14 protein-coding genes are annotated in these 13,338 nt (G+C 57.9%); 4 read left to right on the top strand and 10 right to left on the bottom strand.

Annotated features, from left to right (window positions below; all coding sequences use genetic code 11):
* Positions 1-150: 150 nt before the first annotated feature.
* The 7 genes from fba to tkt all read right to left on the bottom strand — a co-directional run bounded on the left by fba (position 151) and on the right by tkt (position 6,606).
* Positions 151-1,215: a class II fructose-bisphosphate aldolase gene (fba, locus tag AO242_RS04820; RefSeq protein ID WP_027901305.1), complete on the bottom strand. Its 1,065-nt coding sequence runs from the start codon at positions 1,213-1,215 to the stop codon at positions 151-153.
* A gap of 116 nt (positions 1,216-1,331) precedes the next feature.
* Positions 1,332-1,652, bottom strand: a complete 321-nt coding sequence (locus AO242_RS04815) for an MliC family protein (RefSeq protein WP_027901304.1) — start codon at positions 1,650-1,652, stop codon at positions 1,332-1,334.
* A gap of 53 nt (positions 1,653-1,705) precedes the next feature.
* Positions 1,706-1,903 (bottom strand): hypothetical protein, encoded by a 198-nt coding sequence (locus AO242_RS04810; RefSeq protein ID WP_099267888.1) that lies wholly within the window; start codon positions 1,901-1,903, stop codon positions 1,706-1,708.
* 90 nt (positions 1,904-1,993) lie between these two features.
* On the bottom strand, positions 1,994-2,218 hold the full coding sequence (locus AO242_RS04805) for a hypothetical protein (RefSeq protein WP_027901302.1): 225 nt from the start codon (positions 2,216-2,218) through the stop codon (positions 1,994-1,996).
* A gap of 28 nt (positions 2,219-2,246) precedes the next feature.
* Complete coding sequence (locus tag AO242_RS04800) at positions 2,247-3,410, bottom strand: phosphoglycerate kinase (RefSeq protein ID WP_027901301.1); 1,164 nt, start codon at positions 3,408-3,410, stop codon at positions 2,247-2,249.
* 16 nt (positions 3,411-3,426) lie between these two features.
* Positions 3,427-4,476, bottom strand: a complete 1,050-nt coding sequence (gene epd / locus AO242_RS04795) for an erythrose-4-phosphate dehydrogenase (protein ID WP_099267887.1) — start codon at positions 4,474-4,476, stop codon at positions 3,427-3,429.
* Positions 4,477-4,608: 132 nt separating this feature from the next.
* Positions 4,609-6,606, bottom strand: a complete 1,998-nt coding sequence (gene tkt / locus AO242_RS04790; RefSeq protein ID WP_099267886.1) for a transketolase — start codon at positions 6,604-6,606, stop codon at positions 4,609-4,611.
* 258 nt (positions 6,607-6,864) lie between these two features.
* On the opposite strand from tkt, the gene AO242_RS04785 reads away from it, so the two are divergent.
* Positions 6,865-7,860 (top strand): ArsR/SmtB family transcription factor, encoded by a 996-nt coding sequence (locus AO242_RS04785; protein WP_099267885.1) that lies wholly within the window; start codon positions 6,865-6,867, stop codon positions 7,858-7,860.
* A 20-nt stretch (positions 7,861-7,880) separates the two neighbouring features.
* Positions 7,881-9,071, top strand: coding sequence for a methionine adenosyltransferase (metK, locus tag AO242_RS04780; protein ID WP_027901297.1), 1,191 nt, complete (start codon positions 7,881-7,883; stop codon positions 9,069-9,071).
* A gap of 212 nt (positions 9,072-9,283) precedes the next feature.
* Here the strand turns inward: metK and AO242_RS04775 are convergent, their stop codons facing one another.
* Positions 9,284-9,904 (bottom strand): LysE family translocator, encoded by a 621-nt coding sequence (locus AO242_RS04775; RefSeq protein WP_099267884.1) that lies wholly within the window; start codon positions 9,902-9,904, stop codon positions 9,284-9,286.
* Positions 9,905-10,091: 187 nt separating this feature from the next.
* On the opposite strand from AO242_RS04775, the gene ligB reads away from it, so the two are divergent.
* Entirely contained in the window at positions 10,092-11,765 is a 1,674-nt protein-coding gene (gene ligB / locus AO242_RS04770) for an NAD-dependent DNA ligase LigB (protein WP_099267883.1), read from the top strand.
* 56 nt (positions 11,766-11,821) lie between these two features.
* Complete coding sequence (locus tag AO242_RS04765) at positions 11,822-12,232, top strand: DUF1090 domain-containing protein (RefSeq protein WP_099267882.1); 411 nt, start codon at positions 11,822-11,824, stop codon at positions 12,230-12,232.
* A 172-nt stretch (positions 12,233-12,404) separates the two neighbouring features.
* Here the strand turns inward: AO242_RS04765 and AO242_RS04760 are convergent, their stop codons facing one another.
* Together AO242_RS04760 and AO242_RS04755 are read right to left on the bottom strand one after the other, a co-directional pair.
* Positions 12,405-12,860 carry a c-type cytochrome gene (locus tag AO242_RS04760; protein ID WP_099267881.1) on the bottom strand — a complete coding sequence of 152 codons (456 nt, stop codon included), beginning with the start codon at positions 12,858-12,860 and terminating at the stop codon, positions 12,405-12,407.
* Positions 12,861-12,929: 69 nt separating this feature from the next.
* The gene (locus AO242_RS04755) at positions 12,930-13,331 is read right to left on the bottom strand and encodes an MAPEG family protein (RefSeq protein WP_087265763.1); all 402 of its coding nucleotides are present in this window, start codon (positions 13,329-13,331) and stop codon (positions 12,930-12,932) included.
* Between the last annotated feature and the right edge of the window lie 7 nt (positions 13,332-13,338).

Below are 13,338 nucleotides of genomic sequence, written 5' to 3'. Positions count from 1 at the left end.
CTAAATGCCGGACTGGCCAAAGATGTAACTTAAGTTTCCTGGCAGCGTTAAAACACTCACACTCCCATCGACAAGGAAACGACCTCCTAAACGCCCCCACAAAAAAGCCCGCATTGCTGCGGGCTTTTTCATTGCTCAATCAACCATCACTCAGTTGATCTTGGCATCCAGTTCGCCGCGAGCATAGCGCTCGAACATCGCGTCCAGAGACACTGGCTTGATCTTCGATGCGTTGCCAGCAGTACCGAACGCTTCGTAGCGAGCGATACACACGTCACGCATGGCCGTTACAGTCTTGGCCAGGTACTTACGTGGGTCGAACTCGCCCGGGTTCTTGGCCATAAACTCACGGATAGCACCGGTGGAGGCCAGACGCAGGTCGGTGTCGATGTTGACCTTGCGCACGCCGTGCTTGATGCCTTCAACGATCTCTTCGACTGGTACGCCGTAGGTTTCTTTGATCTCGCCGCCGTACTGGTTGATGATTTTCAACCACTCTTGCGGGACCGAAGACGAACCGTGCATCACAAGGTGAGTGTTCGGGATGCGCTTGTGGATTTCCTTGATGCGATCAATCGCCAGGATGTCACCGGTAGGCGGCTTGGTGAACTTGTAAGCGCCGTGGCTGGTGCCGATGGCGATAGCCAGTGCATCAACCTGGGTTTTCTTGACGAAGTCAGCGGCTTCTTCCGGATCGGTCAGCATCTGGCTGTGATCGAGCATGCCTTCAGCGCCAACGCCGTCTTCTTCGCCAGCCATACCGGTTTCCAGCGAGCCCAGAACACCCAGTTCACCTTCAACCGAAACGCCACAGGCGTGAGCAAAAGCAACCACGCGACGGGTCACTTCAACGTTATACTCGTAGGTGGTCGGCGTTTTGCCGTCCACGCCCAGCGAGCCGTCCATCATCACCGAGCTGAAGCCCAGCTGAATCGAACGCTGGCAGATATCAGGGCTGGTGCCGTGATCCTGGTGCATGACCACCGGGATATGCGGGAACTCTTCAACCGCGGCCAGAATCAGGTGACGCAGGAACGGCGCGCCAGCGTATTTACGGGCGCCGGCCGAGGCCTGAACGATCACCGGGGAATCGGTCTTGTCGGCCGCTTCCATAATGGCGCGCATTTGTTCCAGGTTGTTCACGTTGAAAGCTGGGACGCCATAACCGAATTCGGCTGCGTGGTCCAACATCTGGCGCATGCTGATAAGTGCCATTGTCTGTCTCTCTCCCGGTAGGGTCGTTATCGTGCAAACCTGCCGTAGCGGCGGCTGCTATTAAAGTTCTACGCATTAGCCCGCAGGCCATGCGGTGAATCATCGGTGCAGCTTTTTCAACGCTTCTTGCAACCGCGCCCGATCAAATCGTTTGTAGCGTCCCAGTACACCAGGCCTTCGTCGCCCTTGTTCTGGAAAGCCAGCACACCATTACTGTACAGCGATGGCGAACCAGGCTCGGCAGTCAGCCGGAAGACCTGATCGCTTTCATTCAAACGTACATCGACTTCGGCCTTGGCCTTGTCAACGTAACGCCAATGGACCTGAGCCTTGCTGTCGCAAACCCAACTTGTCCAGGTATTACCCGTTTCCGGAGCCTTCATGCTGGCGCAACCACCAAGCACTGCAAATGTCGCAAGGGCAATCAAGCCTTTCATTACTTCTCCTGGCCCGCCCCGGGAAGCGGGGCGAATGCCAGTCGCTTCAACCTTCAGGGGCAGTTCTGTTCCTGATTCCGATCATCGGCCGGTTCACCCGTAGCCAGCGCTTCAACCCGTTGAGAACTCTGGGTCGTCGGCACGTTTACGGACGCCGGGCTGAATACTTCACAAGCCTTGGCACGCGGTCCAGAATTGCTGCATCCGGCAAACATCACACAACTCAACAGGGCAACGGCGGCGATCTTCATGGCGAAATTCCTTGTTCAAAAAGAGTTATCCACCCTTAAGTGACCACCGCCGGCCCAAGATGTTGCCAAACTCATCCCTGCGATCAACGCTTAACGACAGGCCACTGGCCCGAGATTAGGCATGAACTCGTACTTATCCAGCACCGCTTCACCGCCGCGCTTATAGATCACCGGCACGGTTTCGGCCTGCCAGTTCGCCTGATAGCAGCTCAATTGAACCAGCGCAGGCTCGCGCACAACCTCGTCGGCCTCCGGCTTGCTGGCGCAGCCAGCGAGCAGTGCAGCAATCATGAGCAGTGGTAACGGCCTGAGCATTTCATTTCCCTTTTGCAAAGCCTGATCCTCAGGCCTTGGCACGTTGTTCCAGCACTTCCACGGCTGGCAGGACTTTGCCTTCGACAAACTCCAGGAATGCGCCACCACCGGTAGAAATGTAGGAGATTTGATCCGCTACGCCATATTTGTCGATCGCCGCCAGCGTGTCGCCACCGCCTGCGATGGAGAACGCCGAGCTTTCGGCAATGGCTTTAGCCAGGGTCTTGGTGCCTTCGCCGAACTGGTCGAACTCAAACACACCTACCGGGCCGTTCCACAGAATAGTCTTGGAAGATTTCAACAATTCGGCGAAGTGCGCTGCAGTTTGCGGGCCGATATCCAGAATCATGTCGTCATCAGCAACGTCGGCAATCAACTTGACCGTTGCGGCTGCGCTTTCAGCGAACTCTTTGGCGACCACTACGTCCACCGGCAACGGCACGCTGACCTTGGCGGCGATTTCACGAGCGGTATCAAGCAGGTCCGGCTCGTACAGCGATTTGCCAACCTTGTGGCCTGCCGCAGCCAGGAAGGTGTTGGCAATACCGCCACCGACGATCAACTGGTTGCAGATGGCGCTCAAGCTGTTGAGCACGTCGAGCTTGGTAGATACCTTGGAACCGGCAACGATGGCGGCCATTGGCTGGGCCGGAGCGCCGAGGGCTTTGCCCAGCGCCTCCAGTTCTGCAGCCAGCAGCGGGCCTGCAGCAGCGACTTTGGCGAATTTGGCCACACCATGGGTCGAACCTTCAGCCCGGTGAGCCGTGCCAAAAGCGTCCATCACGAAGACGTCGCACAGGGCAGCGTATTTCTGCGCCAGCTCGTCAGCGTTCTTTTTCTCGCCCTTGTTGAAGCGTACGTTTTCGAAAAGCACGATGTCGCCCGCTTTAACGTCAACACCGTCCAGATAATCAGAAACCAGTGGCACTTCACGGCCCAGGGCCTTGCTCAGGTATTCAGCAACCGGCTTGAGGCTGTTCTCGGCAGAGAACTCGCCTTCGACTGGACGACCCAGATGCGAGCAGACCATCACGGCTGCGCCCTTTTCCAGCGCGAGCTTGATGGTTGGCAACGACGCCAGGATGCGCGCATCACTGCTGACTTTGCCGTCCTTGATCGGGACGTTGAGGTCTTCGCGAATCAATACACGCTTACCTTGCAGGTCGAGCTCGGTCATCTTCAACACGGTCATGAGTGAATCCCTGTTTTTAATGTTGTGGGTCTGCGACGCGCAAAAAGTGCTCAGCGACGTCAAGCATTCGATTGGCAAAACCCCATTCGTTATCGAACCAGGCCAGCACGTTGACCAGCCTCGGGCCGGAAACTCGCGTCTGACTCGCATCAACGATGGCCGAATGAGGGTCATGGTTGAAATCACAACTGGCGTGCGGCAACTCGGTGTAGGCCAACAGTCCTTTCAACGGGCCACTGGTGGCGGCCTCGCGGAGCAGGCGGTTGATCTCAAGGGCATCGGTATCACGTGCGGTTTGCAAGGTGATATCGAGGCAGGACACGTTTACCGTCGGCACGCGAACTGCTTTGGCCTGAATTCGGCCCGCAAGTTCCGGAAGCAGCCGCTCAATACCGCGCGCCAGACCAGTGGACACCGGAATAATCGACTGGAAAGCCGAGCGCGTACGGCGTAGATCCTCATGGTGATAGGCGTCTATCACCGGCTGATCGTTCATTGCCGAGTGGATCGTGGTGATAGTGACGTATTCCAGCCCGACAGCCTGATCCAGCAGACGCAGCAAGGGCACGCTGCAGTTGGTGGTGCAGGATGCGGCGGAAACCAACAGCTCGCGCCCCGTCAGCTTCTGCTGATTGACGCCGAACACAATCGTGGCGTCGACGTCGACTTCGCTGGCCATCGGCTGGGAAAACAGCACCCGTGGCGCGCCAGCGTCAATGAAGCGCTGGCCGTCTTCACGGGTGTTGTAGACGCCTGAACATTCGAGCACCAGATCAACTTCCAGCGCCGCCCAGTCGACGCCTTCCGGCGTCTCGCTGCGCAGCACTCTGATCTTGTGATCATTGATGTGCAGGTATTGCCCTTCGACCCGCACTTCGCCGGGGAACCGGCCGTGTGTGGAGTCAAAGCGCGTGAGGTATTCGAGACTGGCCATGTCGGCCAGATCGTTAATGGCAACCACTTCAAACCCGGCCTTGGCCCCTCGCTCGCAAAGCGCGCGCACGACGCAACGTCCAATACGGCCGTAACCGTTGAGTGCAACTTTGTAAGGGCGGTGCTGGGGCATGGGGTTCTCACGGGTTTCAACTGAACCTGTAGGAGCGCGCTTGCCCGCGATCGGGTCGATCAGACGACATTTCTGTCGAATGGACCAACGCAATCGCGGGCAAGCGCGCTCCTACAGGGGAACGTATCGCTATCAGTCTTCCAGCAGCTCTTCAGCCTGACCCAGGATGTTTTCCAGGGTGAAGCCGAACTCTTCGAACAGGGCTGGCGCAGGGGCCGACTCGCCGAAGGTGGTCATGCCGATGACGCGACCTTCCAAACCGACGTACTTGTACCAGAAGTCCGCATGAGCAGCTTCGATGGCGATACGAGCGCTGACTTGCAGTGGCAGAACCGCTTGCTTGTAGCCCGGATCCTGAGCATCGAAGACGCTGGTGCATGGCATGGAAACCACACGCACGTTGCGACCCTGAGCGCTGAGTTTGTCGAATGCCTGAACGGCCAGACCCACTTCCGAACCGGTAGCGATCAGAATCAGTTCTGGTTCGCCAACGCAGTCACGCAGCACGTAACCACCACGAGCGATGTCCGCCAGTTGGGCTTCGTCGCGAGCCTGGTGAGTCAGGTTCTGACGGGAGAAGATCAACGCCGACGGGCCGTCGTTGCGCTCGATGGAGTACTTCCAGGCCACTGCCGATTCCACAGCATCCGCAGGACGCCAGGTGTCCAGATTCGGCGTAGTGCGCAGGCTGGTCAGTTGCTCGATCGGCTGGTGTGTCGGGCCGTCTTCGCCCAGACCGATGGAGTCGTGGGTGAACACATACAGCACGCGCTTTTTCATCAGCGAGGACATGCGCACCGCATTACGGGCGTATTCCATGAAAATCAGGAAGGTCGCGCCGTAAGGCACGAAGCCGCCGTGCAGGGCGATGCCGTTCATCATTGCGCCCATGCCGAACTCGCGCACGCCGTAATGCAGGTAGTTGCCGTTGGCGTCTTCGCCGGTGATGCTCTTGCAGCCTTTCCAGATGGTCAGGTTGGAACCGGCCAGGTCAGCCGAACCGCCGAGGAACTCAGGCAGCAACGGACCGAAAGCGCTCAGTGCATTCTGGCTGGCCTTGCGGCTGGCGATGGTTTCGCCCTTGGCGTTGACTTCAGCGACGTAGGCAGCGGATTTTTCAGCAAAGTCAGCTGGCAGCTCGCCGCTCATGCGACGGATCAGCTCGTTGGCCAGCTCAGGGAATTCGGCGGAGTAGGCAGCGAAGCGCTGATCCCAGTCGGCTTCGGTCGCCAGGCCTTTCTCTTTGCAGTTCCACTCGGCGTAGATGTCAGCCGGAATGTCGAATGGACCGTGAGTCCATTTCAGGGCAGCACGGGTCAAGGCGATTTCTTCAGCACCCAGCGGAGCGCCGTGGGACTCTTCCTTGCCTTGCTTGTTCGGCGAACCGAAACCAATGGTGGTCTTGCAGCAGATCAGCGTCGGCTTGTCGCTTTTGCGAGCGGTGTCGATGGCAATCTTGATTTCTTCGGCATCGTGGCCGTCAACATTGCGGATGACCAGCCAGCCGTAGGACTCGAAGCGCTTCGGCGTGTCATCGGTGAACCAGCCTTCAACTTCGCCATCGATGGAGATGCCGTTGTCGTCGTAGAAAGCGATCAGTTTGTTCAGACCCAACGTGCCGGCCAGCGAACCGACTTCGTGGGAGATGCCTTCCATCATGCAGCCATCACCCATGAACACGTAGGTGTGGTGGTCAACGATGTTGTGGCCTGGACGGTTGAACTGGGCCGCCAGCGTTTTCTCTGCAACCGCGAAACCCACGGCGTTGGCGAAACCCTGACCCAGTGGGCCGGTGGTGGTCTCTACGCCCGGGGTGTAACCGAATTCCGGGTGACCCGGCGTGCGGCTGTGCAGCTGGCGAAAATTTTTCAGGTCTTCGATGGACAGGTCATAACCGGTCAGGTGCAACAACGAGTAAACCAGCATCGAACCATGACCGTTGGACATGATGAAACGGTCACGGTCGGCGAAAGCCGGGTTGCTCGGGTTGTGCTTCAGATAGTCGCGCCAAAGTACTTCGGCGATATCCGCCATACCCATAGGGGCACCGGGATGGCCGCTGTTGGCTTTTTGCACGGCATCCATGCTGAGTGCACGAATGGCGTTGGCACGCTCACGACGGCTGGGCATCGCTGATCTCCTGAGAACTGGAAAGAATGGATCTGAAAAAGGCGAGCATTTTCCCTCAGGCACTGCCTGGGAGCAATGAAAGATAGCGGCTTGTGGTTGTTTTTCCTGCCCGCGCTTCGTTATTTGTTCATCCACGATGCACTCCCGCCCCGGAACAACGGCCCAGGCAGCCCTGAACTGGCCGCCCATCAACCAATATCAAAACTTTTTGATATTGCCCTTGCGACATACCCGGTCGCTAACTAGACTGCCAGCCCTATGAACCTGCGCGTACCTGCAATTCGCCACGACGACAGCGACGACCTTTCTGCCTTGTGCAAGGCCGGCGGCGACCCGCTGCGATTGAATGTATTGCGCGCATTGGCCAACGACTCGTTCGGCGTGCTGGAACTGGCGCAGATATTTGCCATTGGTCAGTCCGGCATGAGCCACCATCTCAAGGTGCTGGCCCAGGCGGATCTGGTTGCAACGCGACGCGAAGGCAATGCCATTTTCTACCGACGCGCCCTGCCCCATACCGGACAACCGGGTGGCAGATTGCATGCAGCCATACTGGATGAAGTCGACATGCTGGCTCTGCCCGGCGATGTGCAGTCGCGTATCGGCCTGGTGCATCGTCAACGGGCCAACGCCAGTCAGGATTTCTTCGCCCGTACGGCGGAAAAGTTTCGCGCCCAGCAAGACTTGATCGCCGGGCTTGCCCAGTATCGGGAAAGCCTGCTGTCGTTGCTGGACAAGCTGAACTTCGGGCCACAAGCGACGGCTCTGGAAGTCGGGCCGGGAGATGGCGGGTTTCTGCCAGACCTGGCACGGCGCTTTCGGCACGTGACGGCGCTGGACAACAGCCCGGCGATGCTGGAAATAGCCCGTCAGCTTTGCGCTGCACAGGCATTGGCTAATGTAGAACTGAAACTCGCCGATGTACTGAATGCCGTGGATGTCAGCGCCGATTGCGTGGTGCTTAACATGGTACTGCACCATTTCGCTGCACCGGCAGATGCACTCAAACAACTGGCAACTCTGTTGCAACCGGGCGGTAGCCTGTTAGTGACAGACTTGTGTAGCCACGATCAGAGCTGGGCCAAGGAGGCCTGTGGCGATCTCTGGTTAGGGTTTGAACAGGAAGATCTGGCCCGTTGGGCCATCGCTGCGGGGCTAGTTCCCGGGGAAAGCCTCTATGTAGGCTTACGTAATGGTTTCCAGATTCAGGTCCGCCATTTTCAGCGACCGGCTGGCAACACTCACCATCGGTAAAATTCAGGAAACCCGTAGAGATGAGCGAATACTCCCTTTTCACCTCCGAGTCCGTGTCCGAAGGGCACCCAGACAAAATCGCCGACCAGATTTCCGATGCGGTTCTGGATGCAATCATTGCTCAGGACAAACACGCTCGCGTAGCCGTTGAAACCCTGGTTAAGACCGGTGTTGCCATCGTTGCTGGCGAAGTGACCACCAGCGCCTGGGTTGACCTCGAGCAAATCGTTCGTGATGTGATCAGCGACATCGGCTACACCAGCTCCGACGTCGGTTTCGACGGTGCTACCTGCGGCGTGATGAACATCATCGGCAAGCAGTCCCCTGACATCAACCAGGGTGTTGACCGTGCCAAGCCTGAAGATCAGGGCGCTGGCGACCAGGGCCTGATGTTCGGCTACGCCAGCAACGAAACTGCTGAACTGATGCCTGCGCCAATCGCGTTCTCGCACCAGTTGGTGAAGCGTCAGGCTGAAGCCCGTAAATCCGGCCTGCTGCCTTGGCTGCGCCCGGATGCCAAGTCGCAAGTGACTTGCAGCTATGAGAACGGCAAAGTCGTCGGCATCGACGCCGTCGTTCTGTCGACCCAGCACAACCCTGAAGTTTCCTACAACGATCTGCGCGAAGGCGTGATGGAATTGATCGTCAAGCACGTGCTGCCAGCTGAGCTGCTGCACAAGGACACCCAGTTCCACATCAACCCGACTGGCCAGTTCATCATCGGCGGCCCGGTAGGTGACTGTGGTCTGACCGGTCGCAAGATCATCGTCGACAGCTACGGCGGCATGGCCCGTCACGGCGGTGGCGCGTTCTCCGGCAAGGATCCATCCAAGGTTGACCGTTCGGCTGCTTACGCTGGCCGTTATGTTGCCAAGAACATCGTTGCCGCTGGCCTGGCCGAGCGCTGCGAGATTCAGGTTTCCTACGCTATCGGCGTCGCACAACCGACTTCGATCTCGTTGAACACCTTCGGCACCGGCAAGATCAGCGATGACAAGATCATCAAACTGGTCCGCGACATCTTCGACCTGCGCCCATACGCGATCACCACCATGCTCGACCTGCTGCACCCGATGTATCAGGAAACCGCAGCCTACGGCCACTTCGGTCGCACGCCGCAAACCAAGACCGTTGGTAACGATACATTCACCACGTTCACTTGGGAAAAAACCGACCGTGCCGACGCCCTGCGCGCCGCTGCCGGTCTGTAATACGCTTTAAGTTTCAGGCGTAACAAAAAGCCCCTGGCGACCGAGGTCGTCAGGGGCTTTTTTGTTATGGAGGTGGTACCTCCCGTAGGACCGGCTTTAGCCGGGAGGGCGTTATTTCTGACGAGGAAAATGCGTTGAATGGACTTGCCCTCTCGCGGCTAAAGCCGCTCCTACGACGAACTCGGTGCGCCATCTACCCGGTGTTTCAGTCCTTAAGCCTTCCTTGCCACCAACAACACCGAAGCCGCACTGGCCAGCAAACCCGCACACACCCGATTGAACAATCGCTTGCCACTGGGCCGCGCAAACAGTCGGCGGGCGTGAAGGCCCATCCAGGCATAGATCGCAATCGCGAGGCATTCCAGCACCAGAAACAAAACGCCGAGTACCGCGAACTGCTCCGTCACGGACCCAGCCTGATCTACGAACTGCGGCAGGAAAGCGGTAAACAACAGAATCGCCTTCGGATTACCGATAGCCACCAGAAACTCCTGTCGCGCCAGACTGAACAGGCCCTTGCCCGAACCGATCACTCCGCCCTCTTCCTCAGGGCTCGCCCGCCACAACTGCACTGCCAGATAAAACAGGTACGCCGCACCGATGATCTTGATCGCATGGAACAACCACTCCGACGTGTGCAGCACCGCAGTCAGCCCCACCGCCGCCAGCGCAATCATGATGGCGAAGGCCAGCAAACGCCCCAGCCCGCCAATACAGGCCCGGACAAAGCCATAACGAGTCGCGTTACTGATCGAAAGCAGGTTGTTGGGGCCGGGCGCCATGTTCAGCGCAAAACAGGCCGGCACGAAAACCGCCAGAATCGAGATATCCATGAATCACCATCAGCACTTGGATAAGGGAATCGTAATAGTGCAGGCAGCTTTTCACTCTTCAAAGACACAGTCGCGGATCAAAAAGGCAGCATCTGTACTGGCTGAATAATTCAGTAATCAGCGCAACCAGACATGTCACCCAGCGCTGGCTAGCCTCACCTGCACCTCTTCAAGCAAGGATGCTTCGATGCGCATATTGACCGCAATCACCCTCACGCTCGCCAGCCTTACGGCCCATGCCAGCTCATGCCCCGACTGGACGCCCGCCAAAGCCCGACACTCAATCACCACCCTGCAAACACAAATCGCCGCGTGGGATGACAGCTATCACAGACAAGGCGTTTCGCTGATTGCCGATGAAATTTATGACCAATCCCGCCAGCGGCTTGAGTTCTGGCGATCATGTTTTGCCAAGCCGGTCAGCGAAGCCGATAACCCGCTGAAAACTGCCAAAGGGACGGTTCCTCATCCTGTTCCGCACACAGGCGTCAACAAGCTCAGCGATGAAGCCGCAGTGCGCGACTGGCTCAAGGGTCGCACTGACCTGTGGATTCAACCCAAGATTGATGGGGTGGCGGTAACCCTGGTCTATGAGCGCGGAGAACTGGTTCATGTGATCAGTCGCGGCGATGGCGTTGCGGGACAGGACTGGACCGGACATGCGCAACACATTGCTGCCATTCCAGCGCACCTGCCCTGGCAGGAAACCCTGGTGCTGCAAGGTGAGTTGTATCTGCGTCTGGAAAACCATGTGCAAGCCCAGGCCGGAAGTGTGAACGCGCGCAGCAAAGTCGCCGGCATGCTGGCTCGTAACGAATTACGCACCGAAGAGGCTGACCTGATCGGCTTGTTCGTGTGGGACTGGCCCGCGGGGCCGATCTCCATGACCGAACGCATGACAGGCTTGAACGCATTGGGTTTCGGCGACAGCGCTCAATACAGCCAGCCGCTGGAAAGCTTTGCTCAGGCGCATCACTGGCGCGAGCATTGGTATCGCAACCCGCTGCCGTTTGCCACTGATGGCGTCATCATCCGTCAGGGGGAGCGTCCAGCGGTACAGCGCTGGCAAGCCAAGGCACCCTATTGGATCGCGGCCTGGAAATACCCGTTTGCTCAAGCGCTGGCGGAAGTGCGCAAGGTCAACTTCAACATCGGCCGTAGCGGAAAGATAACCCCCGTGCTGGAGTTGGAGCCTGTGCGCCTGGATGACCGGCAGATCAGCCGCATCAGTGTGGGTTCGCTGCAACGCTGGCAGGCACTGGATATAAGACCCGGCGATCAAGTTGCGGTGAGTCTTGCAGGCCTGACCATTCCGCGACTGGACAGCGTCGTTTCACGCAGTATCGAGCGCAGCGATTTGCAGATTCCCGAGGCCAAAGACTTTCACGCCCTCAGTTGCTGGCAACCCGGCCCAGGCTGTGAAAGCCAGTTTCGCGCAAGGCTTGCCTGGCTCAGCGGCAAGAAAGGTCTGGCGCTGACCGGAGTCGGTCCCGGTACATGGGACAACCTGATCAGCGCCGGGAAAATCAACGGTTTGCTCGACTGGCTGACCCTTGAAAAAGAACAGCTTGCTAACATTTCCGGGCTCGGTGAGCGCAGCAGCGCTAAACTGCTCGACAGTTTGCAGGAGGCTCGTACCAAGCCGTTTATTGTGTGGCTAAAGGCTATCGGCCTGCCGCCCACGGGGAATGCTCATCTGGGCGAACAGTGGAGTGAGTTGGAGAAGCGCACGGCGCAGCAATGGCAAATGGAGCCGGGCATAGGTTCGGGTCGTGCCAGTCAGTTGGTCGCCTTCTTCCAGCATCCACAGGTTCAAGCCTTGAGTGAGCAATTACGGGCCGAGGGTATTTCAGGTTTTTAAAGTGCCGGGCGTTTAATCATCAAGCCCGGACGTTATGGTTTTCAAAAGGAGTTCATATGAAGGTTTTTTCACCACTGGTTCTGCTGACCTGCTGCAGCCTGCTCGCCACCCCGCTTCTGGCGGCTGAAGCAGCACCGGAAGCCAGCGGATGTGTGGTCAAAAGTCAGGAAATCAGCAAAAAGATCGAAGAAGCAAAGACCGAGGGCGACAAGCCTCAGCAAGCCGGCCTGGAAAAAGCCCTGAGCGAAAACAACGCGAACTGCACCGAAGCTTCGCTGCTCAAGGAACACGAACAGAAGGTGCTGGACGCCAAGCGCGAAGTCAAAAAGCGCGAGTCTGACCTGAGCAAAGCCATGAGCAAGGGCGACCCGGACAAAATCAACAAGCGCAAAGACAAACTGGCCGAATCCCGCAAGGAACTGCAAGACGCCCAGACCGAGTTGGAAGACCTTCAGCCGCAGGATTGAATCCAGGTTTGCCTTTGATCTCGTAGGACCGGCTTTAGCCGGGAGGGCGGTGTCTTGGTCAAGGACGTGTAGCGGATGTCCCTATGTCCTCCCGGCTAAAGCCAGTCCTACGCATTTGCGTAGATTCAGTGAAAGCGCAAGCCTCAGCAGTCCCGTCAGGTGCTCGCACCTCTCAATGATCACGAAACTCTTTATGACACGCCTCACACACCGCCTGAACCTTGTTAATGGCCGGTGTCAGGGTGCTGGATTTGAAAGGGCGCTCCTTACTCGCGACGACCAATTCAGCAGTCGCTGACTCCAGCGAACGCGCCAGTTCCTGAAAACGCGTCTGCTTTTGCCAAACGGCGTCCGTGGCGCTGGTGTGATCGGTCTCTTTGAGTTGCGGGAAGTGTTTCCACGGCTGGTGAGACAGGCTGTCTAGCTTGATCGCGCCTTCGCTGAAGCGCTGACCATCGAACGCCACCCGCCCCCGCAACATGCCACTCATATCTTCGCTGGTCTTGAGCATGTCCTTGAAGATTGCCTTGCGCTGGGCCAACGGCGAGCTCGGGTCTTCACCTCCACACGCGCTCAAGGTCAGGCAGGCGAGCAGCACAGCACACCATCTTTTCAACGTTGTATCCAGCAGGGTCCGTAGATGCGGCGGCCAGTATCCTCGGCCGCCCTTTAAAGACCAAGCGCTGGATTGCCGCAGTCAGGCAGGCAGCGGCGTTGCTGAAGCGATGAACAAACCGATGATCAGGCCAATGCCTACCAACCACGCGATCGAGCGCAGTGCAGCCCAGTCAGCCAGATAAAAAATGATGTAGAGCAGTCGACTGGTGATGAACAGCACCGCAACCACGTCGATTGTCACCAACTGCGCATTACCCGCAATGTGGGCGATGATCACTGCGGCGGCAAAGCCCGGCAGGATCTCGAAGCTGTTGAGCTGCGCCGCATTGGCACGCGCAGGCAAACCTTCGAGGTTATTCAGGAAATTACGTGGGTTGTGGTTGTGCTTGCCATTGAACTTGCCACTGGAAAACTTGGCGATGCCTGCACAAACGATCGGCAGAATAATCGCGACCAATACGCACCAGAATGCAACCGTCATAGCAGAA

Origin of the sequence: Pseudomonas sp. ICMP 561 (genome assembly GCF_002699985.1) — a bacterium.
GTDB lineage: Bacteria > Pseudomonadota > Gammaproteobacteria > Pseudomonadales > Pseudomonadaceae > Aquipseudomonas > Aquipseudomonas quasicaspiana.
This window is presented reverse-complemented; position numbering and strand designations above follow the sequence as displayed.

Bases quoted from the DNA above. Each gene is read 5' to 3' on its own strand.
- tkt (WP_099267886.1), bottom strand. From the start codon at position 6,606: ATGCCCAGCCGTCGTGAGCGTGCCAACGCCATTCGTGCACTCAGCATG.
- fba (WP_027901305.1), bottom strand. From the start codon at position 1,215: ATGGCACTTATCAGCATGCGCCAGATGTTGGACCACGCAGCCGAATTC.
- AO242_RS04775 (WP_099267884.1), bottom strand. From the start codon at position 9,904: ATGGATATCTCGATTCTGGCGGTTTTCGTGCCGGCCTGTTTTGCGCTG.
- AO242_RS04765 (WP_099267882.1), top strand. From the start codon at position 11,822: ATGAAGGTTTTTTCACCACTGGTTCTGCTGACCTGCTGCAGCCTGCTC.
- AO242_RS04805 (WP_027901302.1), bottom strand. From the start codon at position 2,218: ATGCTCAGGCCGTTACCACTGCTCATGATTGCTGCACTGCTCGCTGGC.
- AO242_RS04785 (WP_099267885.1), top strand. From the start codon at position 6,865: ATGAACCTGCGCGTACCTGCAATTCGCCACGACGACAGCGACGACCTT.
- AO242_RS04810 (WP_099267888.1), bottom strand. From the start codon at position 1,903: ATGAAGATCGCCGCCGTTGCCCTGTTGAGTTGTGTGATGTTTGCCGGA.
- epd (WP_099267887.1), bottom strand. From the start codon at position 4,476: ATGCCCCAGCACCGCCCTTACAAAGTTGCACTCAACGGTTACGGCCGT.
- AO242_RS04800 (WP_027901301.1), bottom strand. From the start codon at position 3,410: ATGACCGTGTTGAAGATGACCGAGCTCGACCTGCAAGGTAAGCGTGTA.
- AO242_RS04815 (WP_027901304.1), bottom strand. From the start codon at position 1,652: ATGAAAGGCTTGATTGCCCTTGCGACATTTGCAGTGCTTGGTGGTTGC.
- metK (WP_027901297.1), top strand. From the start codon at position 7,881: ATGAGCGAATACTCCCTTTTCACCTCCGAGTCCGTGTCCGAAGGGCAC.
- AO242_RS04755 (WP_087265763.1), bottom strand. From the start codon at position 13,331: ATGACGGTTGCATTCTGGTGCGTATTGGTCGCGATTATTCTGCCGATC.
- ligB (WP_099267883.1), top strand. From the start codon at position 10,092: ATGCGCATATTGACCGCAATCACCCTCACGCTCGCCAGCCTTACGGCC.